General features: G+C 34.6%; 22 protein-coding genes. 19 read left to right on the top strand and 3 right to left on the bottom strand.

Features of this window, described 5'->3' with window-relative positions; all coding sequences use genetic code 11:
* Positions 1-20: 20 nt before the first annotated feature.
* The 10 genes from BM183_RS08955 to sigG all read left to right on the top strand — a co-directional run bounded on the left by BM183_RS08955 (position 21) and on the right by sigG (position 12,638).
* On the top strand, positions 21-1,970 hold the full coding sequence (locus tag BM183_RS08955; RefSeq protein WP_091686255.1) for a penicillin-binding transpeptidase domain-containing protein: 1,950 nt from the start codon (positions 21-23) through the stop codon (positions 1,968-1,970).
* A 64-nt stretch (positions 1,971-2,034) separates the two neighbouring features.
* Complete coding sequence (mraY, locus tag BM183_RS08950; protein ID WP_091686253.1) at positions 2,035-3,003, top strand: phospho-N-acetylmuramoyl-pentapeptide-transferase; 969 nt, start codon at positions 2,035-2,037, stop codon at positions 3,001-3,003.
* 106 nt (positions 3,004-3,109) lie between these two features.
* Positions 3,110-4,471, top strand: a complete 1,362-nt coding sequence (gene murD, locus BM183_RS08945) for a UDP-N-acetylmuramoyl-L-alanine--D-glutamate ligase (protein WP_091686251.1) — start codon at positions 3,110-3,112, stop codon at positions 4,469-4,471.
* A 43-nt stretch (positions 4,472-4,514) separates the two neighbouring features.
* Positions 4,515-5,660, top strand: a complete 1,146-nt coding sequence (locus tag BM183_RS08940; protein WP_091686250.1) for an FtsW/RodA/SpoVE family cell cycle protein — start codon at positions 4,515-4,517, stop codon at positions 5,658-5,660.
* A 106-nt stretch (positions 5,661-5,766) separates the two neighbouring features.
* Positions 5,767-7,026: a UDP-N-acetylglucosamine 1-carboxyvinyltransferase gene (murA, locus tag BM183_RS08935; RefSeq protein ID WP_091686248.1), complete on the top strand. Its 1,260-nt coding sequence runs from the start codon at positions 5,767-5,769 to the stop codon at positions 7,024-7,026.
* A gap of 46 nt (positions 7,027-7,072) precedes the next feature.
* The gene (locus BM183_RS08930) at positions 7,073-7,819 is read left to right on the top strand and encodes a cell division protein FtsQ/DivIB (RefSeq protein WP_170847940.1); all 747 of its coding nucleotides are present in this window, start codon (positions 7,073-7,075) and stop codon (positions 7,817-7,819) included.
* A gap of 328 nt (positions 7,820-8,147) precedes the next feature.
* Entirely contained in the window at positions 8,148-9,374 is a 1,227-nt protein-coding gene (gene ftsZ, locus BM183_RS08925) for a cell division protein FtsZ (protein WP_091686245.1), read from the top strand.
* A 600-nt stretch (positions 9,375-9,974) separates the two neighbouring features.
* The gene (locus BM183_RS08920; RefSeq protein ID WP_170847939.1) at positions 9,975-10,913 is read left to right on the top strand and encodes a sigma-E processing peptidase SpoIIGA; all 939 of its coding nucleotides are present in this window, start codon (positions 9,975-9,977) and stop codon (positions 10,911-10,913) included.
* A gap of 73 nt (positions 10,914-10,986) precedes the next feature.
* Entirely contained in the window at positions 10,987-11,727 is a 741-nt protein-coding gene (gene sigE / locus BM183_RS08915; protein ID WP_091686242.1) for an RNA polymerase sporulation sigma factor SigE, read from the top strand.
* Positions 11,728-11,858: 131 nt separating this feature from the next.
* Positions 11,859-12,638: an RNA polymerase sporulation sigma factor SigG gene (gene sigG / locus BM183_RS08910; protein WP_091686241.1), complete on the top strand. Its 780-nt coding sequence runs from the start codon at positions 11,859-11,861 to the stop codon at positions 12,636-12,638.
* Positions 12,639-12,693: 55 nt separating this feature from the next.
* Here the strand turns inward: sigG and BM183_RS08905 are convergent, their stop codons facing one another.
* The gene (locus tag BM183_RS08905) at positions 12,694-12,954 is read right to left on the bottom strand and encodes a PRC-barrel domain-containing protein (protein WP_091686240.1); all 261 of its coding nucleotides are present in this window, start codon (positions 12,952-12,954) and stop codon (positions 12,694-12,696) included.
* A gap of 220 nt (positions 12,955-13,174) precedes the next feature.
* On the opposite strand from BM183_RS08905, the gene nrdR reads away from it, so the two are divergent.
* On the top strand, positions 13,175-13,639 hold the full coding sequence (nrdR, locus tag BM183_RS08900; protein ID WP_091686238.1) for a transcriptional regulator NrdR: 465 nt from the start codon (positions 13,175-13,177) through the stop codon (positions 13,637-13,639).
* A 169-nt stretch (positions 13,640-13,808) separates the two neighbouring features.
* Here nrdR and BM183_RS08895 read toward each other — a convergent pair whose 3' ends face one another.
* Complete coding sequence (locus tag BM183_RS08895; RefSeq protein WP_091686237.1) at positions 13,809-14,696, bottom strand: SPL family radical SAM protein; 888 nt, start codon at positions 14,694-14,696, stop codon at positions 13,809-13,811.
* Between the two features lie 260 nt (positions 14,697-14,956).
* Here BM183_RS08895 and BM183_RS08890 point away from each other — a divergent pair, with 260 nt between their 5' ends.
* The 8 genes from BM183_RS08890 (at position 14,957) to codY (ending at position 22,909) form a co-directional block, all read left to right on the top strand.
* Complete coding sequence (locus tag BM183_RS08890) at positions 14,957-15,514, top strand: RNA polymerase sigma factor (RefSeq protein WP_316284387.1); 558 nt, start codon at positions 14,957-14,959, stop codon at positions 15,512-15,514.
* Complete coding sequence (locus BM183_RS08885; protein WP_091686233.1) at positions 15,511-16,005, top strand: anti-sigma factor; 495 nt, start codon at positions 15,511-15,513, stop codon at positions 16,003-16,005. Before BM183_RS08890 ends, BM183_RS08885 begins: the two co-directional genes overlap by 4 nt.
* A complete protein-coding gene (locus tag BM183_RS08880; RefSeq protein ID WP_091686231.1) occupies positions 15,995-16,549 on the top strand; it encodes a hypothetical protein in 555 nt (184 codons plus the stop codon). The genes BM183_RS08885 and BM183_RS08880 overlap by 11 nt, the downstream gene beginning before the upstream one ends.
* Positions 16,536-16,853: a LiaI-LiaF-like domain-containing protein gene (locus BM183_RS08875; protein WP_242960945.1), complete on the top strand. Its 318-nt coding sequence runs from the start codon at positions 16,536-16,538 to the stop codon at positions 16,851-16,853. Before BM183_RS08880 ends, BM183_RS08875 begins: the two co-directional genes overlap by 14 nt.
* A 271-nt stretch (positions 16,854-17,124) precedes the next feature.
* Positions 17,125-18,660, top strand: a complete 1,536-nt coding sequence (locus BM183_RS08870) for a YifB family Mg chelatase-like AAA ATPase (RefSeq protein ID WP_091686227.1) — start codon at positions 17,125-17,127, stop codon at positions 18,658-18,660.
* Positions 18,661-18,746: 86 nt separating this feature from the next.
* Positions 18,747-19,835 carry a DNA-processing protein DprA gene (gene dprA, locus BM183_RS08865; RefSeq protein ID WP_091686225.1) on the top strand — a complete coding sequence of 363 codons (1,089 nt, stop codon included), beginning with the start codon at positions 18,747-18,749 and terminating at the stop codon, positions 19,833-19,835.
* Positions 19,836-19,880: 45 nt separating this feature from the next.
* Complete coding sequence (gene topA, locus BM183_RS08860) at positions 19,881-21,944, top strand: type I DNA topoisomerase (RefSeq protein ID WP_091686372.1); 2,064 nt, start codon at positions 19,881-19,883, stop codon at positions 21,942-21,944.
* Between the two features lie 194 nt (positions 21,945-22,138).
* On the top strand, positions 22,139-22,909 hold the full coding sequence (codY, locus tag BM183_RS08855) for a GTP-sensing pleiotropic transcriptional regulator CodY (RefSeq protein WP_091686223.1): 771 nt from the start codon (positions 22,139-22,141) through the stop codon (positions 22,907-22,909).
* Positions 22,910-23,082: 173 nt separating this feature from the next.
* Here codY and BM183_RS08850 read toward each other — a convergent pair.
* On the bottom strand, positions 23,083-23,286 hold a 204-nt coding region (locus BM183_RS08850; RefSeq protein ID WP_139221502.1), incomplete at its 5' end, for a transposase.

Below are 23,286 nucleotides of genomic sequence, written 5' to 3'. Positions count from 1 at the left end.
TAAGATATATGAGGAAGCTTATGGCAAGAAATAAAACTTTCAATCGTCGTAACGTGCTTATTATTATAATATTTGTTCTTATAGCAGCTACAGGCCTAACCGTCAGACTTGGATATCTGATGATTGTAAAATCAGCAGAGTATGCAGAAAGAGCGGAAGACTTACACGAAAGAGAGCGTGCCATTAAAGCTGCAAGAGGCATAATATACGATCGAAATGGAATTGCAATCGCTACTAATAAGCCGGTATCTACCATATCTGTAATTCATAGTCAGATAAAAGAACCGGAAAAAGTAATTCAGGTCTTATCTGATTTATTGGATTTGGATGAAGCGAAGGTTAGAAAAAGAGTGGAAAAAGTATCATCCATTGAAAGAATTAAGTCTAATGTTGATAAAGAGATAGCAGATGCAATTCGTGATTACGATTTGGATGGGGTTATGGTGGATGAGGATTATAAAAGATACTATCCTTTTGAAACTTTGGCATCCAAGGTAATCGGTTTTACCGGCAGTGATAATCAGGGAATCATTGGTTTAGAGGTTGCATATGAAAAATATTTAAAAGGTATAGACGGTACTATATTGACTCTTACAACAGCATATGGAGTTGAAATAGAAAATGCCGCAGAAGACCGAATTGAGCCCAAAGCCGGAAATGATTTGTATATTAGTCTGGATGTAAATATTCAAAAATACGCGGAACAAGCTGCCTTAAAAGTGTTGGAGGCCAAGCAGGCAAATAATGTGAAATTGATAGTTATGAGCCCTAAAACAGGCGAAATATACGCTATGGTTAATGTTCCTGAATTTAATTTAAATAGTCCATATACTTTAACTGATAATATGCTGGAAGGCATAGATATGACTACTTTAACCAGCGAGAAAAAGAATGATTTACTAAACAATATGTGGAGAAATGCTTCCATTAGTGATACTTATGAACCGGGTTCTTCCTTTAAGATCATAACCGCTACCGCGGCGCTGGAAGAAAAAGTAGTTTCTTTGAATGATCATTTTCATTGTCCGGGATATAAGATTGTGGAAGACAGAAGAATACGCTGCCATAAAGCAGGCGGACATGGCAGTGAAACTTTTATAGAAGGCATTAAGAATTCCTGCAATCCGGTATTTATGGAACTTGGTGCCAGGGTTGGACTTACTAATATGTATAAATATTTTAAGAAACTTGGACTGTTTCAAAAAACTGGCATAGATCTTCCTGGAGAGGCAAAATCCATCATGCATAAGCCGGAAAAAGTAGGAGCAGTAGAATTAGCAACCATATCCTTTGGCCAGTCCTTTCAAATTACTCCTTTACAGCTATTGGTGGCTTCAAGTGCGGTGGTGAATGGAGGAAATTTAGTAACTCCCCATTTTGGAATCACTGCAAAAAGTCCGGATGGTTCTACTGTGAAAAACTTTGAGTATCCAGTTCAGGCAGGTGCAGTTTCCAAAGAAACTTCGGAAACTATGAAAAATCTATTAGAACTGGTAGTTTCAGAAGGAACAGGAAAGAGGGCTTATTTACCAGGTTTTCGCATTGGAGGAAAAACTGCCACTTCTGAAAAACTGCCAAGAAGCAGTAACAAGTACATATCTTCTTTTATTGGTTTTGCACCTGCCAATGATCCTCAGGTAATGGCAGTGGTTTTAATCGATGAACCGGTAGGAATTTATTATGGAGGTACTATTGCAGCACCGGTGGTGTCCGAAGTATTTGATAACATATTACCTTATTTAGGTATTGAGGAAAGCTATACAGAAGCGGAGATAAAAGAATACAGTATTGGAACTGTTCAGATGCCGGACTTTATTGGAAAGACGGTAAAAGAAGTGAAAGAAATACTGAAAGAAGTGGATTTAGGAGAAGTTTATTATACTGGTGAAGGTGATATTGTTTCAGAACAATTTCCACTACCTGGTGAGAAGATAGAAAGAAATAGCGACTTGATTCTATACCTTAAATAGAATATAATAAATAAGTTGATTTTACGAAAGAATTATAAGTGAATTCACTTGGGAGGAAATAAACATGGATTTTAAAATATTAATACCGGTTCTCATATCATTTGTAATTAGTGTCATACTTTGCCCTGTCATGATACCTTTTTTAAAAAGGTTAAAATTTGGTCAGTATGTACGGGATGACGGACCGGAATCTCATCTTAAGAAGTCAGGAACTCCTACTATGGGAGGTATCATAATTTTACTAAGTATAATCCTTACTTCACTGTTTTACATTGGAAAATATTCGGATATGATTCCGGTGTTATTTGCAACTGTAGGTTTTGGCGTCATTGGCTTTCTAGATGATTATATAAAAATAGTTATGAAAAGATCCATGGGACTAAGGGCTTGGCAAAAGTTGGTGGGTCAGATTTTGGTTACTTCCATATTCGGCTACTATCTGGTTAATTATACAGATGTAGGTACAAAAATGTTGATACCTTTTACCGGTGGTCTTGCAGAAGGCAAGTATTTGGAAACTTCATTTTTATTTGTACCATTGTTGTTTATTGTTATGCTGGGTACAGTAAACGGAGCCAATTTTACGGATGGACTGGATGGATTAGCAACCAGTGTTACTCTATTAATTGCTACTTTTTTCTCAGTAGTTGCCATTGGAACACAAAGCGGTATATCACCAATTACCTGTGCAGTGGCTGGAAGTTTGCTAGGATTTTTGGTATTCAATATTTATCCGGCAAGGGTATTTATGGGAGATACAGGTTCTTTGGCACTTGGAGGCTTTGTTGCAGCTTCTGCATATATGCTGCGTATGCCATTGTTCATTCTTATAGTAGGTATTATTTATCTGGTAGAAGTTATATCTGTTATGCTGCAGGTTGGATATTTTAAGATATCCGGCGGAAAAAGAATCTTCAAAATGGCACCGATACACCATCATTTTGAATTATGCGGATGGCCGGAAACCAGAGTAGTTGCTGTATTCTCTGTAATTACTGCGGTGCTTTGCTTAATCGCATTAATTGGTTTATAAAAAATATTTATTATACAAATAATTTTAAAGAATTTATAAGAAAACGGCATACAAAATACCGGAATATAAAGTAAAGAACTTTGCATATAGGAAAGAAGGAAGTAATATGGACATAAAGCATAAAAAAGTGCTGGTTTTCGGAACAGGTATCAGTGGCATGGCTGCAGTTAAGTTATTACAGCAGACAGAAGCAGATATTACATTATATGATGGAAATGCCAATCTAAACAAAGAGGACATAGCAGCAAAATTACCAATCGGTTTTAAAGGAAATATATTATTAGGAGAAATACCGGAGAATTTATTAAAGCAACTGGATTTAGCAATATTAAGTCCCGGTGTACCAACTGACCTTGAAATCGTAAATAAGATGAGAAACAATCAAATCCCAATCTGGGGAGAAATTGAGCTGGCTTATTATTTTTCCAAGGGTAAAATTGCAGCAATTACCGGAACCAACGGAAAAACCACAACTACTACATTGGTAGGAGAAATCATGAGAACCTATTATAATAGTGTATTCGTTGTTGGAAACATTGGTGTGCCATATACGGAAATGGTTCTTAACACAACAGAGGATTCCATTACGGTTGCGGAAATGAGCAGTTTTCAATTAGAAACCATTCATAAGTTTAAGCCGGATGTAAGTGCTATATTAAATATTACACCGGATCACCTAAATCGTCACCATACCATGGAGAAATATATTGAAGCTAAAGTAAATATTAGTGCAAATCAAGATCAAAATGATGTATGTGTATTAAATTATGAAGATAATACTTTAAGAGAAATCGGAAAAAAACTTAAGACAAAGGTATTCTTTTTCAGCAGCCTACATAGTTTGGATAACGGAATTTATCTGGAAGAAGATAATATCTACTATAGTGTGGATAAGAATAGAACCTATATTTGCAATATACATGAATTAAACATATTTGGAAGACATAGTTATGAAAACGTTATGGCTGCAGCAGCAATAGGAATTTCTTTAGAAGTACCTATTGACTGTATTCGTAAAGCAATTATTAATTTTGTTGCTGTGGAGCATAGAATCGAATTTGTAACTACAAAGAATGGTGTGACGTATTATAACGATTCCAAAGGAACCAATCCGGATGCTTCTATGAAAGCGATTGAGTCCATGCAGACACCTACCTTATTAATCGCAGGGGGATACGATAAGGGATCGGATTTTGATGATTGGGTGGAGGCCTTTGGGAATAAGATACGCTACTTGGTTCTCCTTGGTCAGACCAGGGATAAAATTGCAGCAACTGCAAGACGCCATGGGTTTAACAATATTATTATGGCGGAAAGTTTATTAGAAGCAGTAGAGATTTGTGCAGGGAAGGCAAATCAGGGAGATTCTGTATTATTATCCCCTGCCTGTGCAAGTTGGGGAATGTTTAAAAATTATGAAGAGCGTGGGAGCCTCTTTAAAGAATATGTAAAGAATCTAAAGAATTGAATGATACAAAGAATGGCGCTAAAGCGCCGGAATCGAGGTTTTTATGACCAGGGCAGAACGGGAACAGGGGAAAGTTAAAAAATTTCATAGCTATTATGACTACAGTCTGCTGTTCTTGACTATTTTTTTAGTGTGTATTGGACTGGTAATGATTTATAGTACCAGCTTCTATAATGCCAGCAGAAATTATGGGAAACCCACCTTTTATTTGGAGAAGCAAGCAATATTCGGGGCGCTGGGTATAATTATAATGCTCATAGTTTCTAAAATAGATTATCATTTTTACATTAAAAAATTGCCTATTTTAAAAATGAAGCCCGTTACTTTGCTATTCATTTTTTGTATTTTACTACAAACATATGTATTAATATTCGGTAAAGAAATCAATGGTGCAAAACGATGGATTGATTTAGGACCTTTGGGAAGTTTTCAACCTTCTGAGTTGTCTAAAATTGCAATTATATTATTTACCGCCTACATAGTTAATTTAGCGCCCAGAAAACTGGATAAATTCGGAGGTTTTGTAAGAGTCGTGGTATTCGTAGCTCCGTTAATTGTATTGGTTTTAATTCCTAACTTTAGTACTGCTTTGGTTATGGGATGCATTATGATAGCTATTTGTTTTGTTGCCAGTAGAAAAAAGTTGTATTTTATTGTGTCAGGAATCATAGCTATTGGACTGGGAGCCATAGCCGTTTTTGGGGTGAGTTATCGAAGCACTCGTATTGATGTGTGGAAAAACGTAGAAACCCATGAGAAGGGCTATCAAATATTACAAGGACTGTATGCAATTGCTTCCGGAGGAATTTTTGGCAGGGGACTTGGAGAAAGCATGCAAAAGCTGGGCTTTATACCGGAGTCTCATAATGATATGATCTTTGCGGTTATTTGTGAAGAACTTGGATTATTTGGAGCAGTTGCCATTATCCTGATTTTTGTATTGGTTGTCTGGCGATTGTTTGTAATCGCTATCAACGCACCGGACCTTTACGGAGGATTAATTGCTACAGGTACTTTAACACATATTGCAATGCAGGTACTTTTAAATATTGCAGTTGTTACCAATACAATTCCTTCTACCGGTATTCCATTACCGTTTATCAGTTATGGAGGCAGTTCCTTGGTAGTTTTACTTATAGAAATGGGAATTGTTTTAAGTGTTTCCAATCAAATAAAGTTTGAAAGATAATGAAATCCTTAATTAGGTATTTACTTTTACCAATTCGGCTACAAGCACAAATTATAAGGAACTTTCATATAGTAATACTATATTTCTTATTGGTTTGAGGTGAACCATGGCAATTATTCAAATTGTTGGTGGAAATGAGCTGAATGGAGAAGTTAACATACAGGGTTCTAAAAATGCAGTTTTGCCGATATTAGCAGCAACAGTTCTGGTAAATGGTATTACAAAGTTAAATCATTGTCCTAAAATATTGGATGTTTATCATATGATAAATATTTTAGAGACCATAGGCTGTTTAGTGGAATGGGAAGGATCTACCCTTATTGTTGATACAACAACCCTTAATACTTCAACCGTCCCGGAAGATTTAGTAAAGAAAATGCGATCTTCTATTATACTTATGGGAGCCTTACTTGGACGAAGAAAATCTGCAATAGTAACCTATCCCGGGGGTTGTTCCATAGGTGCAAGACCTATAGACTTTCATTTACATGCATTTGCAAAAATGAATATCTCCCTGAAAGAAGAGGACGGGCTGATTTATTGTAATACAGAGGGTGTTATTGGCACAGATATATTTTTGGAATTTCCAAGCGTAGGTGCAACAGAAAATGTAATTCTGGCTGCTATTTTAGCGAAAGGAAAAACTGTAATATATAATGCTGCAAAAGAACCGGAAATTATTGAATTATGTAATTTTTTGAACGCCGCAGGTGCTGATATTGTAGGAGCTGGTTCCGATAAAGTTGAAATACATGGAGTAGAAAATCTACATGATGTGGAATACACTACAGCGTCAGACAGAATCGTGGCAGGTACTTATTTGGCTGCTGTTGCAGGGGTAGGAGGGGAAGTAATTTTAAGAGGCATTAATTCCAGTTGTCTGGAAGGGGTTATTCTGGTTCTCCGTGAAATTGGCAGTCACATCATATGTGGAGAAGATTACATTCAGATTTCTTCCCATGGCAGGCCAAAGCCTATACCGATTATCAGAACCATGCCATTTCCAGGATTTCCAACGGATATGCAGTCACAAATGATGTCAGTTCTAATGAAGTCAACCGGAACAAGCAAAATAGTGGAAGACATATTTGAAGGCAGATTCCAAAATGTGAAAGAACAAATAAAATTCGGAGCGGATATCCAGATTAACGGAAGGGAAGCAACCATCCGGGGGTGTTCTCAATTGCAGGGTGCAGATGTGTATGCCAGTGAATTAAGGGGCGGTGCTGCATTAATAATAGCAGGGCTTATGGCAGAGGGAAAAACCAATGTTCATAACCCCATTCATATTCAAAGAGGATATGAGGATATTTGCAGGGATTTAGGCAATTTAGGTGCCGAAATTTCGTATATTTCTGAAGATTAAATAGTGTTTATTTGCATAGCCTATTTTTATGCAGAAAAGAGGGAACATGAGAGAAAAGAGACAAAAAGAAAAGAAAAAGGGTATTTTGTCAAGGCTTATGAAAATACTGATATTTTGCCTCTTCATTGTTGGTTCAACCTTTGTTCTTCTATTTACCAGCAGGTTGGAAACTGTTATTGTGGAAGGGAGTAATCACTATACTTCAGAGGAATTACAGGAGAAAGTGCTTACCAAAAAGACTGATAAAAATACCATATTACTTTATTTAAGATATAAATACGGTGAAACGAGTAGTATACCATTTATTGAACGGGTAGATATAGAAATGATGAATCTAAACACAGTCACCATTCAGGTTTACGAAAAAGTTGTCACCGGCTGTATTGAATACATGGGTGGTTATATGTATTTTGATAAAGATGGAATTATTGTAGAAAGTTCGGATGAAAAACTGTCTCAGGTTCCATTTATTACTGGCTTAAGTTTCAATAAGATGGTACTTTATGAAAAACTAGATACACAAAAAGATGAAATTTTCAACGTTATTCTAAATTTGACACAATTAATAAGAAAATATGAATTGGATATAGAAACCATTCAATTTAGTCCGGATATGGAAGTAACATTATATTGTGGAAAAATTCAGGTACTGCTTGGGAAACGAAATACATATGATGAACAAATTGCTGAACTAAAGAATTTATTACCCAAGGCCCCTAATAAGAAACTTACATTGGATATGAGAAATTATACCGAAGGACAGGATAGAATCATTGCCAAGCCTCGGAAATAAAGGCTGAAAGATAATTAATTATGGAAAGAATACCTTAATGTGATTCTTTCAACTTAATTTTTTGTGGCAGTGCACATCTGTAAACAGATGTGTTTGCAATGGGTGCTAAAAATATAAATTTAGGGTTGATTATTTTGTCAATAAAAGCTATTATATACTATAGGATTACAAAAGAATAAACTAGACTTATTGGACTTAAAAATAAGCAGCTTCTTTTGTTGATAATGAAAACTGTTTGTTTAATCGGTAATTTTACATAGAGGGAAACAAATGGCTAATAAATTGGATAAATAATTTTAAAGATTAGTATAGTGAAGGAGGAAGTACCTTGCTTGAAATAAGAACAAATGAAGCTGATTCATCTGCAAAAATTCTTGTAATTGGAGTCGGCGGTGCAGGGAATAATGCTGTTAATAGAATGATTGAAGAAAACATCGTAGGTGTGGAATTTATCTGTGTAAATACGGACAAGCAGCATCTTAAAAACTGCAAGGCACCACAATGTATTCAAATCGGTGAGAAATTGACCAAAGGTTTAGGAGCAGGTGCACAACCTGAAATCGGAGCACAAGCGGCGGAAGAGAGCCGGGAAGAATTAACGAATCTGATCAAAGGTTCTGATATGGTATTTGTTACTTGTGGTATGGGCGGTGGAACCGGAACAGGTGCTGCTCCTGTTGTAGCACAAATTGCTAAGGAAATGGGAATCCTTACAGTAGGTATCGTAACTAAACCATTTAAATTCGAAGCGAAAGCCCGCATGAACAATGCAGTTGGCGGTATTGAAAGATTAAAAGAACATGTGGATACCTTAATTGTAATTCCTAATGATAAATTGTTAGAAATCGTAGATAGAAGAACCACAATGCCGGATGCTTTACGTAAAGCAGATGAGGTATTACAACAAGGTGTACAAGGTATTACCGACTTAATCAATGTTCCTGGTTTAATTAATCTTGATTTTGCAGACGTACAGACAGTTATGAAGGACAAGGGTGTTGCTCATATTGGTATCGGTGTGGGCAAAGGCGATGATAAATGTATTGATGCAGTAAATCAGGCTATTACCAGTCCTTTATTAGAGACAACCATTCAGGGTGCATCTCATGTAATTATTAATATTTCCGGTGATATCAGCTTAATTGAGGCAAACGAAGCTGCAACCATGGTACAGGAACTGGCTGGAGAAACTGCAAACATTATCTTTGGTGCTATGTTTGATGATACTACACCAGATGAAGCAACTATTACCGTTATTGCAACGGGATTGGATGCAAAGGGCTCTGCTGTGGAACAAAAGGGGCCAAGCTTCTTAAAACAAGGAATTGCAAGACCGGATTATAGATTTGGCAGTAACAATACTATGAACTCCAGTTCTTCCTTCGCTAAGTCACAAGCCCAGACAGCGGCAACCAGTAATACATATAATCCGAAACCGTTAAATCAAGGTTATACAAGTCCAATGAATACTGGCAGTAATCCTTCTTTTAATGCTGGAGATACAAGTGGAATTAAGATTCCGGAGTTCTTACAAAAGAATCGTAATAATAAATAGAAATATAAGACTAAAATATGAAACAAAAAAATATAAATATGGTATATATTTAATTATAATTGAGGCTGTTACAAAACGGAATCCTTAAAGCTAAAAGTGCTTACGGGATGATAATTTTGTAACAGTCTTTTTTTATGTTTAAAACAGTAAATGCTTTTAGTAATTCTTTCTTTAATACCTGAGATACAAACGGAATTAAAATTCCGAAGTTTTTATAAAAGTGACGTAATCATATTAAGGCTGTTGCAAAACGTTCAATCTTAGAGTTTAAAGTGTTCACAGGATGACAGTTTTATAACAGCTTTGATTAAGAATAGCAAATGCCTTTAATCTAGTCCATATCTAATTATACAATCTATTACAATAATTTTTATTAAATTAAAATGTAAATTTCTACGAAACTCCGACTAAGCTTATTATTTTACGACAGCATATTCTCAAGAGAAACTAAAATATTTATAGAATACATAAAATTTCAGAACATTTTGTAAGTATGGGTAAATGAAAAAGCCTATTTTCTTACCAGAATGTGACAGGAACTAAACTGAAAAAAATATATAATAGGTAAAGAAAATACAAGTTATGGAAGAGGGGGTGTGCTTGTATCTAGAAGTATATATTGATGTTATTTTTCTCATTAATTTTGCGATGGATATTTTACTGCTCTTCATTGTAAAAAAAATCGTAAAGTGTAAAAGTACGAAACCCAGGATTATTTTTGGCGGAGTTATAGGAGCAATTGGTGCGTGTATTCTTGCAGTAATCCCGGATTTAAACGGAATTCTTCAGTTTCTATTTTCTTATTGCCTCATCTGTACAGGAATGGTTTATGTATCTTATATTCAAAATGGATGGAAGGCGAGATTGAAAACCATAGCAGTTCTGTACATAGCTACGTTCTTTTTGGGAGGTGTGCTAAATTCACTTTACTATTATTCAAAGCTGGGAGTATTCTTTCGTGATTTAGTGAATGGTGGATTATTTAGAAATCTGAATAAAACATATTTTGTCATTGCCATACTATTTGGAACTATAGCGATTATAGTTTTCATTCATACATATTACAGTTTTCGAAAAGGGAATTCGAGACTTTATGAGGCAGAATTGTTTTATAGGGAGAATAAGGTTCGGGCAGTTGGTTTATTGGATACCGGTAATGGACTTTATGATCCGATTTATGGGAAACCAGTAATAATAACAGAATATTCAGTGATTTCTAAACTGTTATCAGAAGGTCAGGTAAAACTCCTCCAAACATGGTTGGATAATTTAGAAGGGAACAGCAGTTCAATTGGCAGAATGGGATTGTCTGAGGACCTTATGAAAGACAGCGACGGGGAACGACTGAATATTATGATGATACCTTATCATTCCGTAGGCAGAAAAAATGGGATTTTACCTGCTTTTACACTGGATAAGGTAATACTGTGGGAGGAAGATGAACAGATTTGTAACGAGAAGGTTTTAACAGCTGTTTGCGCTGACAGATTATCGAAACAGAACGAATATCAACTGATTTTGCATAAGGATATTATGTGAATCTAAATGCAACTGGAATTCAAGGTAAAAAGCGAATCAAGTGGAGTTTATGTATAGGGAGGAAAAGTCAAAAATGCTGTTGAAAATAACCATACCAAACAAAATTCAATTCCGCGTAATTCCTGACTTTCGGAGTATACTATTTAATGGACGTGGGGAAATACACTATATTGGTGGAGCAGAGGTGCTTCCGGCACCTTTAGATGCAATCAGAGAAGCAGAAGAAATTGCTAAATTGGGAACCGAATATGACACAGAAGCGAAATCAATACTTGTTGAACATAATCTTAGGCTGGTGGTATATATTGCTAAGAAGTTTGATAATACCGGCGTTGGAGTGGAAGATTTAATTTCCATAGGTACCATTGGGCTGATAAAGGCAATCAATACATATAATCCGGATAAAAATATTAAATTAGCAACTTATGCATCGAGATGTATTGAAAATGAAATCTTAATGTATTTAAGAAGAAATAATAAAACCAAATTAGAGGTCTCTATTGATGAACCTTTAAATGTGGATTGGGATGGGAATGAACTTCTTTTGTCGGATATTCTGGGAACAGAAGAGGATGTTATTTATAAAGGAATTGAAGAAGAGGTAGACCGAAAACTTTTGGGAAAAGCGTTAGCAAAATTAAGTGAACGGGAAAGAATTATTGTTCAATTGCGTTTTGGACTAAATACAGAAGACGGTAATGAACGAACCCAAAAAGAAGTTGCTGATCTGCTTGGAATATCACAATCTTATATATCCAGACTGGAAAAAAAGATTATTAAACGTCTTAAGAAAGAAATGTTAAGATTGGAATAAAAAATCTGTTTAAAAAAACGAAGTATAAAGACTTCCATAAAAGGAAATTATTACATCCTCATCAGCCGTATAAAGAGGCATGAAAAAGTGAATCATTAAGTTAAGTAATTAATGATTTGGGAGGTTTTCATATGGCTCTTTATAAGGTAGAAATCTGTGGGGTAAATACTTCGAAATTACCATTACTAAATAATGCTGAAAAGGAAGAATTATTTCAGCGAATATTAAAGGGGGACAAAGAAGCAAGAGAATTGTATATCAAAGGTAATCTTCGGCTAGTTTTAAGCATTATTCAACGTTTCTCTAATAGTAATGAAAATGTAGACGATTTATTTCAAATAGGCTGTATTGGATTAATGAAAGCAATTGATAATTTTGATGTATCCCAAAATGTAAAATTCTCTACTTATGCAGTTCCTATGATTATTGGAGAAATACGGCGTTACTTACGAGATAATAACAGCATACGTGTCAGTCGTTCTCTTCGAGATACCGCTTATAAAGCCATATATGCTAAAGAGGCATTAACCAAAAGGAATGATAAAGAACCTACCGTTACTGACATTGCAAATGAAATTGGTATTAGTAAGGAAGACATCGTTTTTGCATTGGATGCCATTCAAAGTCCTGTATCTTTATATGAACCTGTTTATTCAGAAGGTGGAGATACCTTATATATTATGGATCAGGTCAGCGATAAGAAAAACAGAGAGGAAAATTGGGTAGAAGAAATTTCTCTAAAAGAGGCTTTGTCAAAATTGTCTGATAGAGAAAAGAGCATCATAGAACTTAGGTTCTATGAAGGTAAAACCCAGATGGAAGTTGCAAAAGAAATAAGTATTTCTCAGGCACAAGTTTCAAGGCTTGAAAAATCAGCATTAAAAAGTATGAAGAACTATTTAAGTCAATGAACGGGAAAGTTATGCCTTAAGGATTATGTGACCTTCAAGGGAATACCCTTGAAGGTCAAAAAAGTATTTTCTCCAGTACTTCGTTGATATCTATGTCTACCAGAATAACATCAGGTCCTATTTGTTTGATGCTGCAAAAAGGTATACAATATTCATGTTCACGTCCTAAGATGCCCCAGATTTTACAGGGGCCGGGAACGATTAGTTTTATTATAATTCCGGTATTTATGTCGAATTCGATATCACAAACGAAGCCCAGTCTTTCACCGTCTCTACAATTTATAACTTCTTTTTCTTTTAATTCACACATTCTCATGACAAAACCCTCACTAAATGTATTGAATATTATATTCATAAACTAATATATGATTCTTATTCTATTATATGTATATATTTTATCTGCATATAAGTTTAATTAGTTTTTTAACCGGAAAGAACTAAAATTCAACTTATGGAATATTCCTTGACCTTGGAAGACATTTTACATATAATCTAAATTAGAACATTAATTGCTGCAAACTTAAGGAGGAAACATTATGAAATGCCCATTTTGTGGGAAGGAAAATACCAGGGTTATAGATTCAAGACCTTCTGATGATAATAATTCAATTAGGAGAAGGCGTCAATGTGATGAATGTAACAAAAGATTCACCACTTATGAGAAAGTTGAAGCTATTCCACTGGTAGTCATAAAGAAGGACAACAACCGTGAGCCTTATGATCGTACAAAAATTGAAGCAGGTGTGTTTCGTTCCTGTCATAAGAGACCAATTTCTGTAGATCAAATCAATCAATTAGTGGATGAAATTGAAACTGCAATTTTTAATCGGGAAGAAAAAGAAGTACATAGTTCTATTATTGGTGAAATCGTCATGGATAAATTAAAGGAACTAGACCCGGTTGCCTATGTCAGGTTTGCATCGGTTTATCGTGAATTTAAAGATGTGAATACTTTTATGCATGAATTAAAAAAAATATTAGATAATGAAACAACATTATAAACTAATTATACCTTTATTGGTTAAGAAATGTATCTTTTGGAATAAAATCTACCTATATTATATAGAATTCCAAGAGGTATAAAGCTTAACCAATAAAGGTTTTTTAATGATTAGCGGTAATTAATATACATAAGAAAGAATATGGTGGTGCATTTTCAGTTTTTTATACTTAATTAATATCCTCAAGGCCCGGAAACGTAAGCTGTTCATATGAATTCTTCTCTTCGTATTGGTGAAGGTATTGGAAGCATGCATTTACATCCTGGAGAATATGATGAGAGGAACAAGTTTCTTTCAGTATATTCATTAATTTCGCGTTATTTGGACTATTGATCTCATAAGAGTTTCCATATTTTTTTATATACTTTTCTTTCAGTCCTGGGAAGTGCTGGTCTAATTTCTTATAGAAGTATTCCCGATTTCCTTCCCTTAAAGTAAGTCCCATTCCAAAACATATAATTCCATGTACCTTTGCTCTTATACAATAGTTTAAGATTCCCTTTATATTTTCTTCCGTATCATTTAAAAAAGGCAGAATGGGGCTTAGCCAGACAATGGTAGGTATTCCGTTTTCCTGCATAATCTTTAGGACTTCATATCTTTCTTTTGTGGTGCTTACATTTGGCTCAATTATTTTACATAATTCTTCATCATATGTAGTTAGGGTCATTTGTACTACACATTTTGACTTCTGGTTAATTTTTTTTAATAAATCTAAATCTCTTAAGATTCTTGCTGATTTTGTCTGTATGGCAAGACCAAACCCATATGACTCTACTAGTTCTAAACATTTTCTTGTGTTCCCCAGTGTTTCTTCCAAATGAATATAAGGATCGGTCATAGCTCCGGTACCAATCACGGTTTTCTTCCTTTTTCTCCGGAGGGCTTCTTCCAATAATTCCGGTGCATTTACTTTCACCTCTATGTCCTCGAATTCATGATTTATCTGATAACATTTGCTTCTGGAATCACAATAGATACAGCCATGAGTACAACCCCGATATATATTCATTCCATTATGGGCGGATAAGATTCCTTTTACTATTGATTCGTGCATAAACTTCTCCAAATTTTAATAAAATATTTGCTTTTTTTAAAATTAACTGTAATATATACTTTGAATACTGCTATAATTTGCGTTCCTTTAATAGAATACAATTTGTTATGATTAAGTTGTTCTGTTAAGTAAATTTTATGTATTTAATCCATTAGTTTATTTAATGATAGAACATATGGTCTGAAATAGCAATAGATTTTTAAAATTCAATGAAAGATAAATAAAAATAAAAATTTTTAAAAAAAGTTGAAGATTATTTTATATCAAAATCGTTCTATTATTATGAGAGAAAGGAGGCGGATGAAATCAGTAATGAAGTTTATTATGAATATCTAATTGATACATATCAGAACTTAGTCTTTTCTGTATGTTTTAAAATAGTAAAAGATTACTTTGAAGCCGAGGATTTAGCCCAAGAAACCTTTTTATCCGCATATAAAAATCTCTCATCTTTTGACAGAGATAAGGAGAAAGCCTGGCTCTGTCGTATTGCGACCAATAAATGCTTGGATTATTTGAAAAGGGCTGAAAGAAGGAGCATTCCAGTTGAAGAAGAATATTTTCTTATTCAAAAAGACAATTCTCCTACCTTGGAAGAGGAAGTTCTTGATAGGGAAATAAAACATCAGCTGCTAGATCAGTGCAATCGATTACAATCTCCATATAAAGAAGTAGCATTGGATTATTTTTATTATGAAATATCCGCAGCTGATATTTCAGATAAAACAGGGAAGAATTTAAAAACTGTTCAAACACAGATTTACCGGGCAAAAGCAATGCTTCGGAAAAAGTATGAAAAGGAGGCCGGATTAAAATGATAGAGAATCACCATATTTCTGATGACAGATATTTGGCATTTCAACAAAACAGGCTGGACGGGGAGGAACGGATAAGGTTTCTTATGCACATTAGCGAATGTGATTACTGTTCTGAAAGACTGGCTAGTTTTATGGAAACAGATATGGTTTCAGCTCCACCGGATATGAAGATGAATATACTGGCGGCTTCCAAGAAAGCCGATGTTCAGATTGTTAAGAATGCGGTAGAAATGACAAAGAGAATGCAGCTTTTCCTATATAGCCTAAAGGTGGGAGCTGCAACTATAGGAGCGTTTATTATCTTACTTTTATTTATGAATGTACATGATTTTTCCAATGATCCAAACAAAATTAATACAGATATTAAGAAACCATCGGGAACGATTTCCATAACGGATAGGATTAGAGAAGGTACCAATTCATTAAGTGATAATTTATTTAATTTTTCCAACGATATTATAAAAATGGAGGATAGAAATCATGACAAATAAAAAGAATGGATTTTTTACATTCATGTTCTCCCTATTACCCGGAGCGGGAGAAATGTATATGGGATTTATGAAAAGAGGTATTAGTACAATGGCAGCCTTTTTTATAGTAATTGCTTTATCAGCCTGGTCAGGAATCGGAGTTGTTATGTTTGTACTGCCAATAATCTGGTTTTACAGCTTTTTTACCGTTCACAATCTTCGGTCACTTCCGGATGATGAATTTTTTACAATAGAAGATGACTATATATTTAATTTTTCTACAGAAAAGGATAAAACTATATTATTTGCAAGAAAATATAAAAATTTAATTGCAGTATTTTTAATTGTACTTGGTGCATCCAGCCTCTGGAATAATTTAAACCGTATATTTTTACCTTTCCTGCCAGGCAGATTAAGAGATTTTATTTATTCCTTAAGTTACATTGGACCTCAGAGTATGATTAGTCTTGCAATTATTGCTTTGGGAGTATATTTGATCAGGGGAAAGAAAAAAGAACTGGATATGTTAGAGGATAAAGGAGAAAATCATAATGAAAATTCATAGAGTAGGAACTTTAACTTTTGGAATTCTGTTAATTACTTTTGGTATATTATTCTTTTTACATGCTTTTATACCGAATTTATCTTATGAGTTCATATTTAAATTTTGGCCGATTATTTTTATTCTATTAGGAATTGAGATTTTACTGGCAAATATAAAACAGACAGAAGATAAACTGATTTATGACAAAGCAGCCTTTTTCTTAATTATTGTACTATCCTTTTTTGCAATGGGAATGGCTTTTACAGAAGAAGTTCTTAATTATGTGATAAATTATCATATTGATGGAATACATCGTATTTTTTAAAAAAATAGAAGCAGGAGAGGTATATAACAGAAAACATCTGTTTTATACCTCTCCTGCTTATAAAAAAGTTGCTTCAATAAAGCTGCTTATCAAATTAGCTGCTCAGGCTATCCACATTCTGTATGTTCATGGCTTTTTAAGTTAATAAGTTTCTCCCAGGAAAAAACTAGAATTAATAATTAAAAAATCTTGTAAATACAGTAGTACTTTGCTATACTGACTTTGGATGAATGCTTCCTTCTTTGAAGAGAGACAAGGAAAGGAGCAATAAATGTTTAGTAAAGCATACAGTGCATCTGTCAATGGTATAGACGGTATGATTGTTTCTGTTGAAGCAGATGTAAGTGATGGACTGCCTATGTTTGATTTAGTAGGTTATTTGGGTTCTGAAGTAAGGGAGGCAAGGGAGCGGGTCCGAATTTCCCTTAAGAATTCAGGATACCATTTGCCGCCTAAAAGAATTACCGTCAATCTTTCTCCCGCTGATATTCGAAAAGAAGGCACTGCCTTCGATCTTCCAATAGCAATCGCTATTTTAACCGCTTTTGGCTATATTCCCCAAAAAAATCTTGCTCATACTTTATTTATAGGAGAACTAAGTTTAAATGGTGACATAAACAAAGTCAACGGAGTTCTGCCTATTGTTTATACTGCCTTAAAACAAGGCTTTACCAGATGTATTATTCCTGCCGGTAATGTAAAAGAAGGTGCTGTAGTGCAGGAGATGGATGTATATGGTGTAAGCTGTCTTAAGGATGTGATAGAATTCTTGAATAATGATTCTCTTTTAGAACCTTATTTTCTTGATATGGATGAACTTTTTTCAAATCATAGGGGTAAGGAGGACATTGATTTTTCAGATGTAACAGGTCAGGAACTGGCTAAAAGGGCCATTGAAGTAGGGGCTTCCGGAATGCATAATATTTTAATGGTTGGCCCGCCAGGAGCAGGCAAAACAATGCTTGCAAAACGAATCCCAACTATAATGCCGGAACTTTCTTTTGAGGAAAGTCTGGAAATTTCTAAAATCTATAGTGTATCAGGATTATTGGATAATAATCAGTCGCTAATTCTTAAAAGACCCTTTCGGTCACCACATCATACCATAACAAGTACAGCTTTAACAGGAGGAGGTAGAACGCCTATGCCCGGTGAGATCAGTCTCGCTCATTTAGGAGTTTTGTTTTTGGATGAATTTCCAGAATTCAATCGGAATACCATCGAAATATTGAGACAGCCGCTGGAGGAAAATGAAATTACTATAACAAGATTACAGGGAACATTTCGATACCCTGCTAACTGTATGCTTGTGGCTGCAATGAATCCTTGCTCCTGCGGGCATTATCCCAACCGGAATAAGTGTAATTGCTCCCCTAATCAAGTAAAAAGGTATCTGGGTAAGATCAGCAGGCCATTGCTGGACCGTATTGATATCTGTATTGAAACCTTACAAGTTAACTATAAAGATCTGGAAGAGAAAAAAGTTACTGAGACTTCAAAGGACATAAGAGCAAGAGTTATGAAAGCAAGAGAAGTACAAATGAGCCGATACTGCAATGAAAATTTTAACTACAATTCTCAATTAACTCCCAAGTCCATATCTAAGTATTGTAAATTAGGAAAAAAGGAGCAGATTCTTATAGAGAAAGCATTTACTAAGATGAATTTAAGCGCCCGGGCATATCACAGGATCCTTAAGGTGGCAAGAACAATAGCTGATTTAGAAAATGCAGATGACATCAGCATAAAGCATTTAAGTGAAGCAATCTGTTACAGGAGCTTAGATAAAAAGTATTGGGAAGAATAAGGTAAGTCATACTAATCTTCATTAGTATGAAAGATAATAAAATCTATGAAAGTACATTATAATTATATTGGAAGGGGAATTTACCTTTGAAGAATAAAGAGTATTGGTTTTGGTTATGTAATATTCATAACATTGGATTAAAGAAAATACAGGCTATTTTAGACCTGTATGAAACTCCCGAAAGAGCCTTCCATGAAAGCGAAAAAGGGTTAGAGTGCTTGAATATATTAACGGATGCAGACAGGCTTATGATACGCAAAAGCAAGGATTCTGCAAAAATTCAAGAAAACTATGCTAAAGTATTGGATAAGGGCATATATTTTGTAACAAAAGAGGACAGTGAATATCCGGATAAATTACGTAATATTTATAATCCGCCCCATGCCCTATACGTGAGAGGAAATCTTCCAAAGAATCAAATAGGTTCTATTGCTGTTATAGGTGCCAGAAACTGTTCTGAGTATGGCAGAGAGGTAAGTAAATATATTGCAAGTGAATTAGCAAAAGCCGGTCTGCAAGTAATTAGTGGATTGGCAAGAGGAATTGATGGGTATGCACACCAGGGAGCACTGGCGGTGGAGGGAAGTACTTATGGAGTGTTAGGGTGTGGAATTGACATATGCTATCCAGTTGAAAATTTTTTACTTTATATGGATATGCAAAAAGAAGGAGGAGTTATATCGGAATATGGAATAGGTGTAAATCCCAATGCCGGTAATTTTCCAATGAGAAACCGTATTATAAGTGGAATGTCTGACGGAATATTAGTAATAGAAGCAAAAGAAAAAAGTGGTTCTTTGATAACGGTTGATCTTGGTTTGGAACAAGGAAAGAATATATATGCTCTGCCAGGGCGTATTAATGACCGGCTAAGTACAGGCTGTAATAATTTAATAAAAATGGGTGCAAAATTAGTTACAGAACCGAAAGATATACTGGAAGATTTCTTCCTGAATTATGAAAAATTTGAAATGGATACGAAAAAAAACGATAAATTGCTTGAAACCCATGAAAAAATGGTATATGATAGTTTAAGTTTCTACCCGAAGCATATGAATGAAATAGCTGGAGAAACTAATTTTTGTATATATGAATTATCGGAAATTCTTTTAAGCTTAGAGCTAAAGAATTATATTAAGCAGGTTAGAAAGAATTATTATGTTTGTATTCCATAAAGAATGTAATGAAAGCTGCAAAAAATTATAGGGGAGTGAATGGTAGTGGCTAAAAATCTAGTTATCGTAGAATCACCGGCAAAGGCGAAAACCATAAAGAAATTTTTGGGAACTAATTATGAAGTAATGGCTTCCAATGGACATGTTCGTGATTTACCAAAGAGCCAGCTGGGCATAGATGTGAATAATGATTATGAACCAAAATATATAACAATACGTGGTAAAGGAGAACTGCTTGCTAAATTACGAAAAGAAGTAAAGAAAGCAAATAAAGTATTTTTGGCAACTGACCCGGACCGTGAAGGAGAAGCTATTTCCTGGCATTTGTTTCAGACATTAAAGCTGGATAAGAATAACACCAGCAGAATAGCCTTCAATGAAATTACAAAGAATGCAGTTAAGAATTCCATAAAGCAAGCCAGAGATATAGATATGAATTTAGTAGATTCTCAACAAACAAGACGAATTCTTGACCGTATGGTAGGATATAGTATTAGTCCGGTGCTATGGGCTAAAGTAAAAAGAGGATTAAGTGCAGGACGGGTACAATCCGTTACTTTGCGGCTCATTTGTGACAGAGAAGAAGAAATTAATGCATTTGTACCGGAAGAATATTGGAATTTAGAAGCAAACTTTCAGGTAAAAGGTGACAAGCATCCCTTGATTGCAAAGTTTAATGGTAAAGGTAATAGTAAGATAGTGATTTCTTCGGAAGAAGAAATGAATCAGATACTAAAAAATTTAGAGAATGCTGTCTACAAAATTATTGAAATTAAAAAGAGTGAGAGACAAAAGAAGGCACCTCTGCCTTTTACAACCAGTACCTTACAACAAGAGGCTGCCAAGACTCTTAACTTTTCTACTTCAAAAACAATGAGCCTGGCTCAACAATTATACGAAGGTGTTGACGTAAAAGGACATGGTACGGTGGGTTTAATTACCTATTTACGTACGGACTCTGTTCGTATTTCGGAAGAAGCAGATACAGCTGCCAGAGAATTCATTGGAGAAACCTATGGCAAAGAGTTTATTGCCAGTCAGGAAGAAGGGAAGGAAAGTAAAAAGCGAATACAGGATGCACATGAAGCCATTCGTCCAACTTATGTTACTTTAACTCCTGTTCAGGTAAAAGAGTCTCTTTCCAGGGATCAATTCCGATTATATCAGCTTATTTGGAAAAGGTTTGTTGCAAGCAGAATGCAGCCGGCTAAATATGAAACTACTACCGTTAAAATTGATGGTAATGGATACCGATTCTCTACTTCAGCCTCCAAATTAATATTTGAAGGTTATATGTCTGTTTATACAACAGATGAGGATCAGGAACAAAATAAGACACTATTAAAAGATTTAAGTGAAGATTCAGAACTTACTTTAAAAGAACTAAATAAGTCTCAACATTTTACACAGCCACCGGCACATTATACGGAAGCATCCTTAGTAAAGACTTTAGAAGAATTGGGAATAGGCAGGCCAAGTACCTATGCACCAACTATTACAACTATTCTTGCAAGGCGGTATGTGGTTAAGGAGAATAAAAATCTATATATTACAGAACTAGGCGAGATTGTAAACAACATTATGAAAAAATCTTTCTCCAGTATTGTAGATGTTAATTTTACTGCAAATTTAGAATCCTTATTAGATAGTGTGGAAGATGGAACTGTAAATTGGAAAACAGTGATTCGTAATTTTTATCCCGATTTGGATGAAGCGGTTAAGTTAGCAGAAAAAGAACTGGAAGAAATTAAAATAGAAGATGAGGAAACAGATGTAATCTGTGAAGAATGTGGAAGGAACATGGTGATTAAATATGGACCCCACGGTAAATTCCTTGGATGTCCAGGTTTCCCTGATTGTAGAAATACTAAGCCATATCTGGAGAAAATAGGTATACCTTGCCCAATTTGCGGAAAGGATATAGTTATCCGAAAAACAAAAAAGGGAAGAAAATATTATGGATGTGAAAACAATCCGGAATGCGAATTTATGACATGGCAGAAACCTTCCAAAGAAAAATGTCCAAAATGTGGTGGGTATATGTTGGAAAAAGGGACAAAATTGGTTTGTAATGACGAAAAATGTGGCTACGTGGCAGTTAATAAGTGAAAATTATGTTGAATCGTATGTATAATTTGGCTAATTTGTATAAATTACGTGAAATGGCTATTGTTTTTCGAGAAAATGTATGTTAATATTGAAATTGTAGCAGAATTTAAAGCCTATGATTTATTTGTTTTACTGCTATGATATAGAATTAATTAAGTATTCTTATTAGGTGGGGAGTACTAGGAGGACGTTACATGAGCGTACAGTTGCTAGATAAGACAAGAAAAATAAATAAACTTTTACACAACAATGATTCACAAAAAGTAGTATTTAATGATATCTGTGAAGTGTTAGGAGAAATTTTAGAATCCAATATTCTTGTAATCAGTAAAAAAGGTAAAGTGTTAGGAATTAAGAATCGTGATGATATTATGGAAATCAAAGAATTAATAAAAGACACTGTTGGCGGTTATATTGATACCTTGCTCAATGAAAGATTGTTAAATGTTCTTTCAACGAAAGAAAACGTCAATTTATTAACCTTGGGATTTGAATTCGACAATGTGAATGATTATCAGGCAATTATTACACCGATAGATATTGCTGGAGAAAGATTAGGTACTTTATTCCTTTATAAAATTAACAGCCAATATGATATTGATGATATTATTTTAAGTGAATATGGAACTACAGTTGTGGGACTTGAGATGATGCGCTCTGTAAATGAAGAAAGTGCTGAAGAAAGCCGAAAAGTTCAGATTGTAAAATCTGCCATTAGCACCTTATCCTTTTCTGAACTTGAAGCAATTACACATATATTTGAAGAATTAGATGGCAATGAAGGAATTTTAGTTGCAAGTAAGATTGCGGACAGAGTAGGAATTACAAGATCAGTAATTGTTAATGCTCTAAGAAAGTTCGAAAGTGCCGGTGTTATTGAGTCCAGGTCATCTGGTATGAAGGGTACTTATATAAAAGTACTAAATGACGTGGTTTTTGATGAGTTAAAGAAATTAAAGAAATAGTGTATAAAAATTTACATGATATTAATGGCTCTTTGTCAAGTTTTGGGGTGGGATTCTCTGAATCCTGCTCCATTACTGTATTTAGAACCATTTTTATGTTTGTGTCTATAATTCCTGTTTTTGGGCATGCCAAATAAGCCTCTTCATTTTCATTTTTTGTCGTCCAGTTATCATCAGATAGAGCAATGAATAATTCTTGTCCGAAAACGCTTAAAGTTACGGACTCCAAAAGATATTCTTTTAAGTACCTTGATTTTGTTATTATAGCCTTCCGTAGGGCCGTTGGTATATTTATATTTAAAGGCATTCAAAATTCCTTCAGACCAGTTCCTGTATGTCTTTGCACATTCTTCAAATTCAGGAATTCCAGATTTCTC

Source organism: Anaerocolumna aminovalerica, assembly GCF_900115365.1.
Taxonomy (GTDB): Bacteria; Bacillota; Clostridia; order Lachnospirales; family Lachnospiraceae; genus Anaerocolumna; species Anaerocolumna aminovalerica.
Note: the sequence above shows the minus strand (reverse complement) of the source record. Positions and strands in the feature narration are given on the sequence as shown.